The 12715-nt window shown below is 60.5% G+C and carries 17 protein-coding genes; all 17 read left to right on the top strand.

Features of this window, described 5'->3' with window-relative positions; genetic code table 11:
- The first annotated feature begins 160 nt into the window (after positions 1–160).
- Entirely contained in the window at positions 161–1390 is a 1230-nt protein-coding gene (locus B8991_RS08355) for an NADH-quinone oxidoreductase subunit D (protein WP_084352718.1), read from the top strand.
- A gap of 10 nt (positions 1391–1400) precedes the next feature.
- Entirely contained in the window at positions 1401–1688 is a 288-nt protein-coding gene (locus B8991_RS08350) for a hypothetical protein (RefSeq protein ID WP_143514534.1), read from the top strand.
- Positions 1685–1987, top strand: a complete 303-nt coding sequence (locus B8991_RS08345) for a hypothetical protein (RefSeq protein ID WP_084352395.1) — start codon at positions 1685–1687, stop codon at positions 1985–1987. Before B8991_RS08350 ends, B8991_RS08345 begins: the two co-directional genes overlap by 4 nt.
- Before the next feature lie 8 nt (positions 1988–1995).
- Positions 1996–3321, top strand: coding sequence for an NADH-quinone oxidoreductase subunit E (locus B8991_RS08340; protein ID WP_084352393.1), 1326 nt, complete (start codon positions 1996–1998; stop codon positions 3319–3321).
- A 32-nt stretch (positions 3322–3353) separates the two neighbouring features.
- The gene (locus tag B8991_RS08335) at positions 3354–4370 is read left to right on the top strand and encodes a hypothetical protein (protein WP_084352391.1); all 1017 of its coding nucleotides are present in this window, start codon (positions 3354–3356) and stop codon (positions 4368–4370) included.
- 15 nt (positions 4371–4385) lie between these two features.
- Positions 4386–4610 (top strand): DUF5337 domain-containing protein, encoded by a 225-nt coding sequence (locus B8991_RS08330; RefSeq protein WP_084352389.1) that lies wholly within the window; start codon positions 4386–4388, stop codon positions 4608–4610.
- Positions 4611–4617: 7 nt separating this feature from the next.
- Positions 4618–5916 (top strand): NADH-quinone oxidoreductase subunit NuoF, encoded by a 1299-nt coding sequence (gene nuoF / locus B8991_RS08325; protein WP_084352387.1) that lies wholly within the window; start codon positions 4618–4620, stop codon positions 5914–5916.
- Between the two features lie 4 nt (positions 5917–5920).
- Positions 5921–6250: a hypothetical protein gene (locus B8991_RS08320; protein WP_084352385.1), complete on the top strand. Its 330-nt coding sequence runs from the start codon at positions 5921–5923 to the stop codon at positions 6248–6250.
- Positions 6251–6379: 129 nt separating this feature from the next.
- Positions 6380–6775, top strand: coding sequence for a DUF5333 domain-containing protein (locus B8991_RS08315; protein WP_084352383.1), 396 nt, complete (start codon positions 6380–6382; stop codon positions 6773–6775).
- A gap of 5 nt (positions 6776–6780) precedes the next feature.
- Positions 6781–8796 (top strand): NADH-quinone oxidoreductase subunit NuoG, encoded by a 2016-nt coding sequence (nuoG, locus tag B8991_RS08310; RefSeq protein WP_084352381.1) that lies wholly within the window; start codon positions 6781–6783, stop codon positions 8794–8796.
- Positions 8793–9203, top strand: coding sequence for a hypothetical protein (locus B8991_RS08305; protein WP_084352379.1), 411 nt, complete (start codon positions 8793–8795; stop codon positions 9201–9203). The genes nuoG and B8991_RS08305 overlap by 4 nt, the downstream gene beginning before the upstream one ends.
- Before the next feature lie 7 nt (positions 9204–9210).
- Positions 9211–10248 (top strand): NADH-quinone oxidoreductase subunit NuoH, encoded by a 1038-nt coding sequence (gene nuoH, locus B8991_RS08300; RefSeq protein ID WP_084352377.1) that lies wholly within the window; start codon positions 9211–9213, stop codon positions 10246–10248.
- Between the two features lie 48 nt (positions 10249–10296).
- Complete coding sequence (gene nuoI, locus B8991_RS08295; protein ID WP_084352375.1) at positions 10297–10791, top strand: NADH-quinone oxidoreductase subunit NuoI; 495 nt, start codon at positions 10297–10299, stop codon at positions 10789–10791.
- Between the two features lie 16 nt (positions 10792–10807).
- Entirely contained in the window at positions 10808–11233 is a 426-nt protein-coding gene (locus B8991_RS08290; protein WP_179141446.1) for a DUF4259 domain-containing protein, read from the top strand.
- Positions 11230–11637: a carboxymuconolactone decarboxylase family protein gene (locus B8991_RS08285; protein WP_084352371.1), complete on the top strand. Its 408-nt coding sequence runs from the start codon at positions 11230–11232 to the stop codon at positions 11635–11637. The genes B8991_RS08290 and B8991_RS08285 overlap by 4 nt, the downstream gene beginning before the upstream one ends.
- Positions 11634–12236 carry an NADH-quinone oxidoreductase subunit J gene (locus B8991_RS08280; protein WP_084352369.1) on the top strand — a complete coding sequence of 201 codons (603 nt, stop codon included), beginning with the start codon at positions 11634–11636 and terminating at the stop codon, positions 12234–12236. The genes B8991_RS08285 and B8991_RS08280 overlap by 4 nt, the downstream gene beginning before the upstream one ends.
- 169 nt (positions 12237–12405) lie before the next feature.
- Positions 12406–12711, top strand: coding sequence for an NADH-quinone oxidoreductase subunit NuoK (gene nuoK, locus B8991_RS08275; protein WP_084352367.1), 306 nt, complete (start codon positions 12406–12408; stop codon positions 12709–12711).
- Positions 12712–12715: the final 4 nt, after the last annotated feature.

Below are 12715 nucleotides of genomic sequence, written 5' to 3'. Positions count from 1 at the left end.
CTGGGCTGCTGTTGGCCGGATCTCTGCCTTTTTTAAAAAATCTGTTGGCGAATACGAAGTGTTCTCAGGTTCAAGTGACATCCCAACCTTTTGATTTTTATGGCGACTGCCGACGTTTACGAAATGTGCATAGGTTCACAAACGAAAGGGTGTGTTCATGATGGACGGCTCCAAATTCGATGACGGCAGCACCGACGCGCAGTCGGGCGAGCAGAAGATCCGCAATTTCAACATCAACTTCGGGCCTCAACACCCTGCAGCGCATGGTGTTTTGCGGTTGGTGCTGGAGCTGGACGGCGAGATCGTCGAGCGCTGCGACCCGCATATCGGCCTGCTGCACCGGGGTACGGAAAAGCTCATGGAGAGCCGGACCTACCTGCAAAACCTGCCCTATTTCGACCGGCTGGATTACGTGGCACCGATGAATCAGGAACATGCCTGGTGTCTGGCCATCGAACGGCTGACCGGGGTCGAGGTGCCGCGCCGCGCCAGTCTGATCCGGGTGCTCTATTCCGAGATCGGGCGTATTCTCAGCCACCTGCTGAACGTGACGACGCAGGCAATGGATGTGGGCGCGCTGACGCCGCCGCTCTGGGGCTTCGAGGAACGCGAAAAGCTGATGGTCTTCTACGAGCGGGCCTGCGGTGCGCGTTTGCACGCGGCCTATTTCCGTCCCGGCGGCGTGCATCAGGACCTGCCACCACAACTGCTGGTCGACATTGACGAATGGGCCGATGAGTTCCCGAAAGTTCTGGACGACATTGACGAACTGCTGACCGAGAACCGGGTTTTCAAGCAGCGCAATGCCGATATTGGCATCATTTCCGAGCAGGACATTCTGGATTGGGGATTCTCGGGCGTCATGGTGCGCGGGTCGGGCTTTGCCTGGGATCTGCGCCGCGCCCAGCCCTATGAATGCTACGACGAGTTCGACTTCCAGATCCCTGTCGGCAAGAATGGCGACTGCTTTGACCGTTATCTGGTGCGGATGGAAGAAATGCGCCAATCTCTGCGCATCATCAAACAGGCGATCGCAAAGCTGCAAGCCCCCGAAGGCCAGGGCGACATTCTGGCCCGCGGCAAGATCACCCCGCCCAAGCGCGGCGAGATGAAGACCTCGATGGAGGCGCTGATTCATCACTTCAAGCTCTATACCGAGGGCTTTCACGTCCCCACAGGCGAGGTTTATGCCGCCGTCGAAGCGCCCAAGGGCGAGTTTGGCGTGTATCTGGTGTCGGATGGCAGCAACAAACCCTATCGCTCCAAGATCCGTGCACCGGGCTTTCTGCATTTGCAGGCGATGGACTATGTGGCCAGCGGTCACCAACTGGCCGATGTGGCGGCGATCATCGGCACGATGGACGTGGTCTTCGGCGAGATTGATCGATGAAGGAATGACCATGACGCGACCGACGATCCTTTTGACCATTGCAGCGTTTGGCCTGAGCGGCTGTCTTGCCCTGCCGCCCGACGGTGTGTCGGCCGAGCAGATTGCCGCATATGACGCGGCCGTAACCTCTATCGGCTGCGATATGGTGGCCGAAAGCGACTATCTGCCGGTGGAACTTCAGACCGGTTTGACGCGTGAGCAGGTGATTCAGGTCACCGAGTACAAGTTGGCCCGCGAAGAGGCGGTAAAACTGTCGGATGGCGGCGTGCGGCTGACCACGGGGGCCTGCGCGGCATGATCCGCATCGGCTGCATACTGGCTCTGTGTGCCGCGCCCGCGCTTGCCTCGGAGGCCGGCAAAAGCGATTTTGTCTATGTGTCGGATCTGGCCGCGCAAGGCTTTGAACCTTTTGCTACAAGCAGCACCGGCGGCGCGACCTTCGGAATGCAGAAGGGCGCGGATCTCTACCTGTGCTTCATCGCTGACAACATGACCGACTCTGCCATTCGCCAGCAAGCGCTGGTGGCCGAGCTGAACGGAGAAAACCCCGACCGGACTGTGCCAAACATTCCCGTCGCCTGCGTGCTGACGCAATAGGAACGACCATGCTGAGACGCCTGTATCACGACCAACCGCAAAGTTTCGCCTTCACAGATGCAAATCTGGCCTGGGCCGAAGCCCAGATTACCAAATACCCCGAGGGCCGACAGGCCAGCGCGGTCATCGCGCTTCTGTGGCGCGCGCAGGAACAAGAAGGCTGGTTGACCCGCCCTGCGATCGAGGCTGTCGCCGAGATGCTGGGCATGGCCTATATGCGGGTCATGGAAGTGGCGTCGTTCTACTTCATGTTCCAGCTGCAACCTGTTGGGACTGTGGCACATATTCAGATTTGCGGCACCACGTCCTGCATGATTTGCGGGGCCGAGGATCTGATGGCCGTGTGCCGCGAAAAGATTGCCGATAAGCCGCACGAGCTTTCTGCTGACGGCAAGTTCAGCTGGGAAGAGGTCGAATGCGCCGGGGCATGTGCCAACGCGCCGATGGCGCAGATCGGCAAGGATTACTACGAGGATCTGACGACCGAACGTCTGGCCGAAATTCTGGACGAACTGGCCGCGGGCAAGGTGCCGGTGCCGGGACCGCAGAATGGCCGTTTTGCCTCGGAACCGAAATCGGGGCTGACCAGCCTGAAGGAATATGACAGCGGCCATACCAAATATAACGCGAGCGCCCAGCTTGCGACGGATATCGGCGATACGATCAAACGTATCGACGGCACCGAAGTGCCCTTGCTGGCACCTTGGCAGAACAAGGTGGATAGACCGGTCCGGGATTCGGCTGGCCCTGCCAAACAACCGAAACCCGGCGCGGATGAGACGATCGACGAGACGGGAATAGACAAGCGCGAGGCCGAAGCAAAGACCGTGGCCAAGCCCGTTGCCAGTGCGAAGGCGGCGGACTCGACCAAGACCAGACCCGCCGCAGAAAAAGGAACCGCGGATACGGCCGGCCAGCCCGAGAAATCTGACACATCCGGCAAAGCGGCCGCTTCCGGGACAACCGACAGCAGTGATGCGCCAGCCAAGAAAGCGCCATCTGACGAGGCTGCGGCGACAGCGGATACGTCTTCGACCTCCGGCTCCCGGCCGGAAGCGTTGGATGGTCCGCGTGACGGCAAGGCCGACGACCTCAAGCAGATCAAGGGCATCGGTCCGAAGCTTGAAGAAATGTGCAATTCGCTTGGTTTTTATCATTTTGACCAGATCGCAAACTGGTCCGAGGCGGAAATTGCCTGGGTCGATGAGAACCTCGAAGGCTTCAAAGGGCGTGTGACCCGCGACGAATGGGTGTCGCAGGCAAGAACCTTGGCCGAGGGGGGAGAGACGGAATTTTCGGCGCGTGTTAAGAAAGGTGGCAAAGACGAAACGTAACCACCGCATAAGATTTTTCAGGGAGAGTAACGATGACCCAATCCGGTTCTGGATATAGCTGTCAGACCAAATGCTGGGGCTTGGCCGCGGCACTTGGTGTTGTCACACTGATCCTGGCGCTCAGCGTCAGGGGATATGGGTGGGGCACATCGATTTTCCTTGGGGTGCTTGTGGTGGCTTTGCTGGGGCTTCTGCTGACTTGGTTGATGTGCTCGGACGTTCCCAAGCTGGGGCAGAGCATGCGTGCCAAAGGCATATCAAATGGGCCGGGAACTGCTGGCGCCGGTAGCGGTTCCGACAGTCCTATGTCCTTGGAGGGCGTGACCGGAACGGAATCTGCACGCCCGGCGGCCAAGTCGTCGACACCCAATGCCGAAGGGTCCAAGACGGCTGAACCAGCGCCAGCTGAAAAGAAGGTGGTGGGCCAAACTGCCACCGATGGGGCAAGCGAAGCCAGCGCCGGAACCACGCCGACGGAGGCAGCGACAGCAGATAAACCGCAGGCCAAAGCGAAAGACGATGCCGCAGCCAAAGCCAAGAACGCGGATGCCGCGACGCCGAAGACAGCCGCCGGTGATAAGACGGCGAACGGGCCCGTTGTGAAACCCTCTGCTGTCCTTTCGGGTGAGGCGGAACTGTCCAGCCGCAAGGGCAGCTGGAAATATGAGGCCGCCAAGCCGGATGACGCAAGCAACCCGGCCAAGGCTGAGCCGACATCGGCCGATAGCGGTGGTGATCATGACGGCGGTGACGCGCTTGAAGGCTCCAAGCCCGAGACGCTGACAAAGGCGCGCGATGGCGGTGCTGATAACCTGAAGGAAATCAAGGGCGTGGGGCCAAAACTGGAAACCCTGCTGAATGAAATGGGCTTTTACCACTTCGATCAGGTCGCCAATTGGACGGCGGGCGAGGTGGCGTGGGTGGATGCCAACCTGTCAGGCTTCAAGGGGCGTGTCAGCCGAGACGATTGGGTCGAACAGGCCAAAATCCTCGCTGCCGGCGGGGACACCGAATTTTCCAAACGCGTCGACAAGGGCGACGTGTACTGACGGATACTGAATACGATGGGACGTGACCAAGATCAGCAAACGGCGCGGCAGGGACGGTTTGTCGCCCTTGTCATTGCTGGCTCTATGCTGTTTTGGATTGCGGCCCAATGGGTGGGACCGATGTTGGGTTTGCCGGGACGGTATGCCCTGCTCATAGATCTCGCCGTACTGGCCGCGCTCTTCTGGGCGATGGTCGTGACATACCAGATCTGGCGGAAACGCCGGGACAATGAAGGATAGGCACGCGATGCTGCAGGATCAGGACCGGATCTTCACCAACCTCTACGGGATGCATGACCGTACGCTGAAGGGCGCGCAGGCGCGGGGCCATTGGGATGGCACGGCCGACATCATCAAGAAGGGGGCACCCTGGATCGTCGACACGATGAAGGCTTCTGGCCTGCGTGGTCGCGGCGGTGCGGGCTTCCCCACCGGATTGAAGTGGTCCTTCATGCCCAAGGAAAGCGACGGGCGGCCGTCCTATCTGGTGGTGAATGCCGACGAATCCGAACCCGGCACCTGCAAGGACCGCGAGATCATGCGCCACGATCCGCATACGCTGATCGAGGGCTGCCTGATCGCCTCTTTCGCGATGCAGGCGCACGCGTGCTATATCTACATCCGCGGCGAATATATCCGCGAGAAGGAGGCGCTTCAGGCCGCGATCGACGAGGCCTATGACGCCGGGCTGGTCGGCAAGAACGCGGCCGGGTCGGGCTGGGATTTCGACATCTACGTCGCGCATGGCGCGGGTGCCTATATCTGCGGCGAGGAAACTGCGCTGCTGGAATCGCTTGAGGGCAAGAAAGGCATGCCGCGCATGAAGCCGCCTTTCCCGGCGGGCGCGGGTCTGTATGGCTGCCCGACGACGGTGAACAACGTCGAATCCATCGCCGTTGTGCCGACGATCCTGCGGCGCGGCGCGGAATGGTTCGCGGGCTTCGGGCGTCCGAACAATGCGGGCACGAAGCTGTTTGCGATCTCCGGTCATGTCAACAACCCCTGCGTGGTTGAAGAGGCGATGTCGATCTCCTTCGAGGAATTGATCGAGACGCATTGCGGCGGCATCCGTGGCGGCTGGGACAACCTCAAGGCCGTCATCCCCGGCGGATCGTCCGTGCCCTGTGTGCGCGGCGAAAAGATGAAAAACGCCATCATGGATTTCGACTACCTGCGTGGCGAGCTTGGCTCTGGCCTGGGCACGGCGGCGGTGATCGTGATGGACAAGGACACCGACATCATCAAGGCGATCTGGCGTCTGGCGAAATTCTACAAGCACGAGTCCTGCGGACAGTGTACGCCCTGCCGCGAAGGCACGGGCTGGATGATGCGCGTCATGGAGCGTCTGGTGCGGGGCGAGGCGGAGGTCGAGGAAATCGACATGCTGTTCGACGTCACCAAGCAGGTCGAAGGCCACACGATCTGCGCTCTTGGCGACGCGGCGGCCTGGCCCATTCAGGGCCTGATCCGCAACTTCCGCGACGAGATCGAGGACCGGATCAAGGCGAAACGCACAGGCCGCGTCAGCGCCGTGGCGGCGGAGTAGGCCAATGCGGACAATTCTGATCCTGACCTGTGTCGCGCTGACCTTGGGCGGATGCTCCAAGCTGCGCTCAAACCAAAGCGTGATCGACGGCCAGTATTTCTCGGGCAAGGCGCGCGGTTCGGGTGATGACAAGCACGACTTCACAGCGACGGCGCGTCCGGTCTCCAGCGGGTTGGACGCGGCGCGCGAAGCCGGGCGTCATCAGGGGACGAAATACTGTATCCGGTATTACGGCACGTCCAACATCGACTGGACGATCGGCCCGGATACCCCGGCCGATCAGCTACGCGTATCCGACGATACGCTGACCTTTGTCGGACGTTGTGTTGAATGATAAAAGGGTATGTCATATCAGGTGGTTGCGGGGTCTGTTATTGTATAACAGGCAGCTGTGACCCATGTCGCCAAGTGGTGGAGTCCGCGTTTCGCGCGGGCTTTCCAGGACATGGAAAGGAATAACGATATGGCACTGAAATTGCCCCTGATCCTCGCGCTGCTGGCGGCGGGAACGGCCTCTGCGGCCCAGCCGCCGCTGAGCTCGGTGAAGTTTGTGAATGACGGGTTGCGCAACATTGCGATCGCGGATGAGATCCGCAGCAATTGCGGGTCCATCGGGGCCCGGATGATTGCGGCGCTGCAATTCATCAACAAGCTGGAAAACCATGCGCAGGCGCAGGGCTACAGCAAGGATGAGATCGAGGACTTCGTGAAAAGCAAGGCGGATCGTAAACGTCTTGAGGCCGAGGCAAAGGCCTTTCTGGTGGCCAACGGGGCCACGAACGAGAGCGGATTTTGCGCGCTGGGGCGCAGGGAAATCGCAAGGAACAGCCAGGTTGGCGCCTTGCTCAGAGCAAAGTGAGACCGATGTCGGACCTACGCAAGATCATCATCGACGAGCAGGAAGTTGAAGTGGACGGGGCAATGACCCTGATCCAGGCATGCGAGCAGGCGGGCGTGGAAATTCCGCGTTTCTGCTACCATGAGCGTCTGTCGATCGCGGGCAACTGCCGGATGTGCCTTGTCGAGGTCGTGGGCGGCCCGCCCAAGCCTGCGGCCTCCTGCGCGATGCAGGTCCGCGATCTGCGGCCCGGCCCGGAAGGCGCGCCGCCGGTGGTCAAGACCAACTCGCCTATGGTCAAGAAGGCCCGCGAGGGCGTGATGGAGTTCCTGCTGATCAACCACCCGCTGGATTGCCCGATCTGCGACCAGGGCGGTGAGTGTGACCTTCAGGATCAGGCGATGGCCTACGGTGTCGATTTCAGCCGCTTTCGCGAACCCAAGCGCGCGGTGGACGACCTGAACCTCGGCCCGCTTGTCGAGACGCATATGACGCGTTGCATATCCTGCACCCGCTGCGTGCGCTTCACGACAGAGGTCGCGGGCATCACCCAGATGGGCCAGACCGGCCGGGGCGAAGACAGCGAGATCACGTCCTATCTGGGCGAGACGCTGGATTCGAACCTGCAAGGCAACATCATTGATCTGTGTCCGGTGGGAGCGCTGGTGTCGAAACCCTATGCGTTCACCGCGCGGCCCTGGGAATTGACCAAGACCGAGACGATTGACGTGATGGATGCGCTCGGGTCGAACATCCGCGTCGATACCAAGGGGCGCGAAGTCATGCGCATCCTGCCGCGCAACCATGACGGCGTGAACGAGGAATGGATTTCCGACAAAACGCGCTTTGTCTGGGACGGTCTGCGGCGTCAGCGTCTGGACAAGCCCTATATCCGCGTGGACGGCAAGCTGAAGCCCGCGACATGGCCAGAGGCCCTGTCTGCGGCGGCAGAGGCGATGAAGGGAAAGAAAGTTGCCGGGCTGATCGGCGATCTGGCCCCGGTCGAGGCGACCTACGCATTGAAGCAACTGATCGAAGGGCTGGGCGGCAGCGTTGAATGCCGGACGGATGGCGCAAAGCTGCCCGCTGACAACCGGTCCGCCTATGTCGGAACGGCCGCGATCGAGGACATCGACAGCGCCGATGCGATCATGTTGATCGGCGCCAACCCGGAAATCGAGGCACCGGTGCTGAACGCGCGCATCCGGATGGCGTGGCTGCGCGGCGCGAAGGTTGGCGTTGTCGGACCCAAGCTGGATCTGTCCTACGAATACTGGCACGCGGGCGATGATCGCGCGGCACTTGAGAAAATGACCAAGGACCATGAGGGCGAGGCAAAGGACAAGAACACGCTGGTGATCGTCGGGCAGGGTGCCTTGCAGGAAGCTGACGGTGCTGCGGTTCTGGCGCAGGCGATGAAATTCGCTGATGTCACCGGGTCCGGCTTTCTGATCCTGCACACGGCGGCCGGGCGTGTCGGCGCGCTAGATGTGGGGGCTGTGACCGAAGGTGGCATGGACGCACTGAAAGACGCCGAACTGGTCTATAACCTTGGCGCGGATGAGGTGGATATCGCCGACGGTGCCTTCGTGATTTATCAGGGCAGCCATGGCGACCGCGGTGCGCACCGTGCCGACATCATTCTGCCGGGTGCCGCCTATACCGAGGAAAGCGGCCTGTTCGTGAACACCGAAGGCCGCCCGCAACTGGCGCTTCGGGCGGGGTTCGCCCCCGGCGAGGCCAAGGAAAACTGGGCCATCCTGCGCGCCTTGTCAGCCGAGTTGGACGCAAAGCTGCCCTTCGACAGCCTGGCGCAACTGCGCAACGCGCTGGTCGAGGCGGTGCCGCATCTGGCAGAGATCGACTCTGTGCCTGAAAACGCGTGGACTCCGCTGGATCTGGGCGAATTGGGCGAGGCGACATTCCGTCACGCGCTTGGTGATTTCTACCTGACCAACCCGATTGCGCGGTCCAGCCAGTTGATGGCCGAACTGTCCGCAAACGCGGCGGCGCGTGCGAAAAAACCAATGGCAGCGGAATGAGCCGTCGCCGCTTGATACCCTTTTGCGCGCTGACGCTGGCCGGGACAGTCTCGGCCTGCGGTGCCAAGGACACGACCGATCTGGCAGAGCCTGCGATCGCGCCTGAATATATGGGAATCGAGACCGAGGCGCTGGATGATGATCTGGTGAATGTATTTGTCGCGCTGAAGGGCGGGCAGGGGCCGAAAGACATCGAGCGCTACGCCGAATGTGCCGTGTCGCGCTACACCCTTGACCGGGACTACGGTTTTGCGCGTCATTTGCGCACGAATGTGACAGAAGAGGGTGGCCTCTGGCGGGGAGATGCGGTTTACACCATCTCGCCAACGCTGCCGCGCGGGCTGATGACGATCGACGCCGAAGTCGTCGCCGAAGCCTGCGCTCAGAACGGAATACCGATGGTGTGAGGACCTGATGGCTGAATTCTTTTCCACCCCGCTGGGGATCCTGCTGATCGTCGCCGCGCAATGCCTGGCGATGACCGGTTTCGTGATGATTTCGCTGCTGTTCCTCGTTTATGGCGACCGAAAGATCTGGGCTGCGGTTCAGATGCGTCGGGGTCCGAACGTGGTCGGTACGTTCGGCATTCTGCAATCGGTGGCCGACGCGCTGAAATACGTTCTCAAGGAAGTTGTCGTGCCTGCGGGTGCCGACAAGACCGTGTTCATTCTGGCGCCGATGACCAGTTTCGTGCTGGCAATCATCGCCTGGGCGGTGATCCCGTTCAACGACAACTGGGTGCTGTCGGATATCAACGTCGCCGTGCTGTATGTTTTCGCTGTCTCCTCGCTGGAGGTTTACGGCGTCATCATGGGCGGCTGGGCCTCGAACTCCAAATACCCGTTCCTCGGCTCGTTGCGGTCGGCGGCGCAGATGATTTCCTATGAGGTCTCGATTGGCCTCATCATCATCGGGGTAATCATTTCGACCGGATCGCTGAACTTTGGTGACATTGTCCGGGCACAGGACGGCGATTTCGGCTTGTTCAACTGGTACTGGATCCCGCATTTCCCGATGGTGTTCCTGTTCTTCATCTCGGCGCTGGCAGAAACCAACCGCCCGCCATTCGACCTGCCAGAGGCGGAATCGGAACTGGTTGCGGGCTACCAGGTGGAATATTCCGCGACGCCCTTCCTGCTGTTCATGGCCGGCGAATATATCGCTATCTTCCTGATGTGCGCACTGACCTCGCTGCTGTTCTTCGGCGGTTGGCTGTCACCCATTCCGGGCCTGCCGGACGGGGCGCTGTGGATGGTCGGCAAGATGGCGTTCTTCTTCTTCCTCTTCGCGATGGTCAAGGCGATCACCCCGCGCTACCGCTATGACCAGCTGATGCGCCTTGGCTGGAAAGTGTTCCTGCCGTTCAGCCTGTTCTGGGTGGTCTTCGTCTCCTTCGCCGCAAAGTTCGGCTGGTTCTGGGGCATCTTCGCCCGCTGGTCGACGGGGGCCTGAGATGAACACGCTGGCAAACTGTTATAAAGCTGACCCAGAGGTGGTGCTATGACCCAGATCGACTACAGGCGGACCGCGAAATACTTTCTTCTTTGGGATTTCGTGATCGGCATGAAGCTGGGGCTGCGGTATTTCTTCGCTCCGAAGGCGACGCTGAACTACCCGCATGAAAAAGGCCCGCTCAGCCCGCGTTTCCGTGGCGAACATGCGCTGCGCCGCTATCCCAACGGTGAAGAGCGTTGCATCGCCTGCAAACTGTGCGAGGCGATCTGCCCGGCGCAAGCCATCACGATTGACGCGGAACCCCGTGACGACGGCAGCCGCCGCACGACACGTTACGACATCGACATGACCAAGTGCATCTATTGCGGCTTCTGCCAGGAGGCGTGCCCGGTGGATGCGATTGTCGAAGGCCCGAATTTTGAATTTTCGACGGAAACCCGCGAAGAGCTGTTCTACGATAAGGAAAAGCTGCTTGCGAATGGCGACCGGTGGGAATCAGAGATTGCCCGCAATCTCGAACTGGACGCGCCCTACCGCTAACGCCGGGAGAAACGACATGGGTGCCTGGGGCATCGGAATATTCGACAATGACGACGCGGCGGACTTCCTGGGGGAGTACGAGGCCGGGGGCGTCGGTGCCGTGATTGAGGCGTTTGAAGACGTGATCGCGTCTGCCTCGGCGGGCTATGTCGATGCCGATGTCGGAGCCATCGGTCTAGCGGCGGCCGAGATCGTCGGCACCAGCCTCGGGCAACCCTCGGATGACCTGGGTGAGGATGAGCGTAATGTGATCCGCCTGCACGAAGCGGATGTGGCGGGTTCGGCGGATGCGCGAGGTCTGGCACCCCGCACGGTTGATGTTGTCGTGACGGATGACGGTACGTCAGAGCTTTACGATATGTGGACGGAGTCGGATTCGCTGGCCGAATGGCTTGGCGTTGTGAACGGGCTCAGGGAACGGTTGAATGGAGGCACGCTATGACGGATGCAAAGACCCCTTTCGAACTGATGATGGCTCAGGCGCAGGAAATGGCCAAGGCCTTCAATCCGGCGATGGAGACGTTCAATCCCAAGGGCTTCGAGAAGCTTTGGCCGACCATGCCCAAGGACAGCATGGAAATGTGGTTCGGGCGGGGCCTTAGCAAGGAAGGGCTGGACGCCAAGACGCGGCTTTTGTTGACGCTGGCAGGTCTGACCATGCAGGGCGCGCAGGCAGAAACCCCATTGCGCATGACCGTCCGACACGCCATGGAAGCCGGCGCAACCAATGACGAGATTGCCGAGACCATCGCCCAGATGTCGATGTTCGCGGGCATTCCGGCCATGACCCGCGCGATGGATCTTGCGCGCGCGGTGATGGAAGATAACAAGGATAACGAAACATGATGGTGTTCGCTTTCTATCTGTTCGCACTGTGCACGATTGCCGGTGGACTGTTCACCGTTGTCAGCCGAAACCCGGTGCATTCTGTGCTGTGGCTTATCCTGGCTTTCCTCAGCTCGGCCGGGCTTTTTGTTTTGCTCGGGGCAGAATTCGTCGCGATGCTGCTGGTCATCGTCTATGTTGGCGCGGTTGCGGTGCTTTTCCTCTTCGTCGTGATGATGCTGGACGTGGATTTTGCCGAACTTCGGGCCGAAATGGCGGGCTACATGCCACTGGCACTGCTGTTCGGGGTGATCATCCTGATGCAGCTTGGCATGGCGCTTGGGGTCTGGCAGACCTCCGACGCTGCCGAAGGCATGCGCGCGGCAGTGATGCCCGACGGGCGGCACAACACCGAGGCTTTGGGCTTGCTGCTTTACGATCAGTATTTCCTGCTGTTCCAACTGGCCGGGCTGATCCTGCTGGTCGCCATGATCGGTGCCATCGTGCTGACCCTGCGCCACCGCAAGGATGTAAAGCGCCAGGATATTATCGCGCAGATGATGCGTGATCCGGCCAAGGCGATGGAACTGCGTGACGTGAAACCGGGGCAGGGGTTGTGATCTCGCGATCGCGCCCTGTCTGGAAACGAAAGGACATGTAATGTCGACAAATACAATAATCATCGTGGTGGTCGTTCTGATCATCGTGTTGGGCGGCTACTCCTTTCTGGGCTGACCGCCGGACGCCGAAACGACCCGGAAATCCGGGCAAGACTTCTTGAGGGACAAGATGATCGGACTTGAACATTACCTGACGGTCGCGGCGACGCTGTTTGTCATCGGCATCTTCGGGCTTTTCCTGAACCGCAAGAACGTGATCATCCTGCTGATGAGCATCGAACTGATGCTCTTGGCGGTGAACATCAATCTTGTGGCCTTTTCGTCCTTTCTGGGCGATCTGGTGGGGCAGATATTCACGCTGTTCGTCCTGACCGTCGCCGCGGCCGAGGCGGCCATCGGCCTTGCCATCCTCGTCTGCTTCTTCCGGAACCGCGGCACCATCGCCGTGGAAGACGTCAACGTCATGAAAGGCTGACCGA

It is taken from the genome of Primorskyibacter flagellatus, from assembly GCF_900176485.1.
Taxonomy (GTDB): Bacteria; Pseudomonadota; Alphaproteobacteria; order Rhodobacterales; family Rhodobacteraceae; genus Primorskyibacter; species Primorskyibacter flagellatus.
Note: the sequence above shows the minus strand (reverse complement) of the source record. Positions and strands in the feature narration are given on the sequence as shown.

What these genes read in the sequence shown, in the direction of transcription:
- B8991_RS08355 (WP_084352718.1), top strand. Translation starts at nt 161, where the DNA reads ATGGACGGCTCCAAATTCGATGACGGCAGCACCGACGCGCAGTCGGGC.
- B8991_RS08350 (WP_143514534.1), top strand. Translation starts at nt 1,401, where the DNA reads ATGACGCGACCGACGATCCTTTTGACCATTGCAGCGTTTGGCCTGAGC.
- B8991_RS08345 (WP_084352395.1), top strand. Translation starts at nt 1,685, where the DNA reads ATGATCCGCATCGGCTGCATACTGGCTCTGTGTGCCGCGCCCGCGCTT.
- B8991_RS08340 (WP_084352393.1), top strand. Translation starts at nt 1,996, where the DNA reads ATGCTGAGACGCCTGTATCACGACCAACCGCAAAGTTTCGCCTTCACA.
- B8991_RS08335 (WP_084352391.1), top strand. Translation starts at nt 3,354, where the DNA reads ATGACCCAATCCGGTTCTGGATATAGCTGTCAGACCAAATGCTGGGGC.
- B8991_RS08330 (WP_084352389.1), top strand. Translation starts at nt 4,386, where the DNA reads ATGGGACGTGACCAAGATCAGCAAACGGCGCGGCAGGGACGGTTTGTC.
- nuoF (WP_084352387.1), top strand. Translation starts at nt 4,618, where the DNA reads ATGCTGCAGGATCAGGACCGGATCTTCACCAACCTCTACGGGATGCAT.
- B8991_RS08320 (WP_084352385.1), top strand. Translation starts at nt 5,921, where the DNA reads ATGCGGACAATTCTGATCCTGACCTGTGTCGCGCTGACCTTGGGCGGA.
- B8991_RS08315 (WP_084352383.1), top strand. Translation starts at nt 6,380, where the DNA reads ATGGCACTGAAATTGCCCCTGATCCTCGCGCTGCTGGCGGCGGGAACG.
- nuoG (WP_084352381.1), top strand. Translation starts at nt 6,781, where the DNA reads ATGTCGGACCTACGCAAGATCATCATCGACGAGCAGGAAGTTGAAGTG.
- B8991_RS08305 (WP_084352379.1), top strand. Translation starts at nt 8,793, where the DNA reads ATGAGCCGTCGCCGCTTGATACCCTTTTGCGCGCTGACGCTGGCCGGG.
- nuoH (WP_084352377.1), top strand. Translation starts at nt 9,211, where the DNA reads ATGGCTGAATTCTTTTCCACCCCGCTGGGGATCCTGCTGATCGTCGCC.
- nuoI (WP_084352375.1), top strand. Translation starts at nt 10,297, where the DNA reads ATGACCCAGATCGACTACAGGCGGACCGCGAAATACTTTCTTCTTTGG.
- B8991_RS08290 (WP_179141446.1), top strand. Translation starts at nt 10,808, where the DNA reads ATGGGTGCCTGGGGCATCGGAATATTCGACAATGACGACGCGGCGGAC.
- B8991_RS08285 (WP_084352371.1), top strand. Translation starts at nt 11,230, where the DNA reads ATGACGGATGCAAAGACCCCTTTCGAACTGATGATGGCTCAGGCGCAG.
- B8991_RS08280 (WP_084352369.1), top strand. Translation starts at nt 11,634, where the DNA reads ATGATGGTGTTCGCTTTCTATCTGTTCGCACTGTGCACGATTGCCGGT.
- nuoK (WP_084352367.1), top strand. Translation starts at nt 12,406, where the DNA reads ATGATCGGACTTGAACATTACCTGACGGTCGCGGCGACGCTGTTTGTC.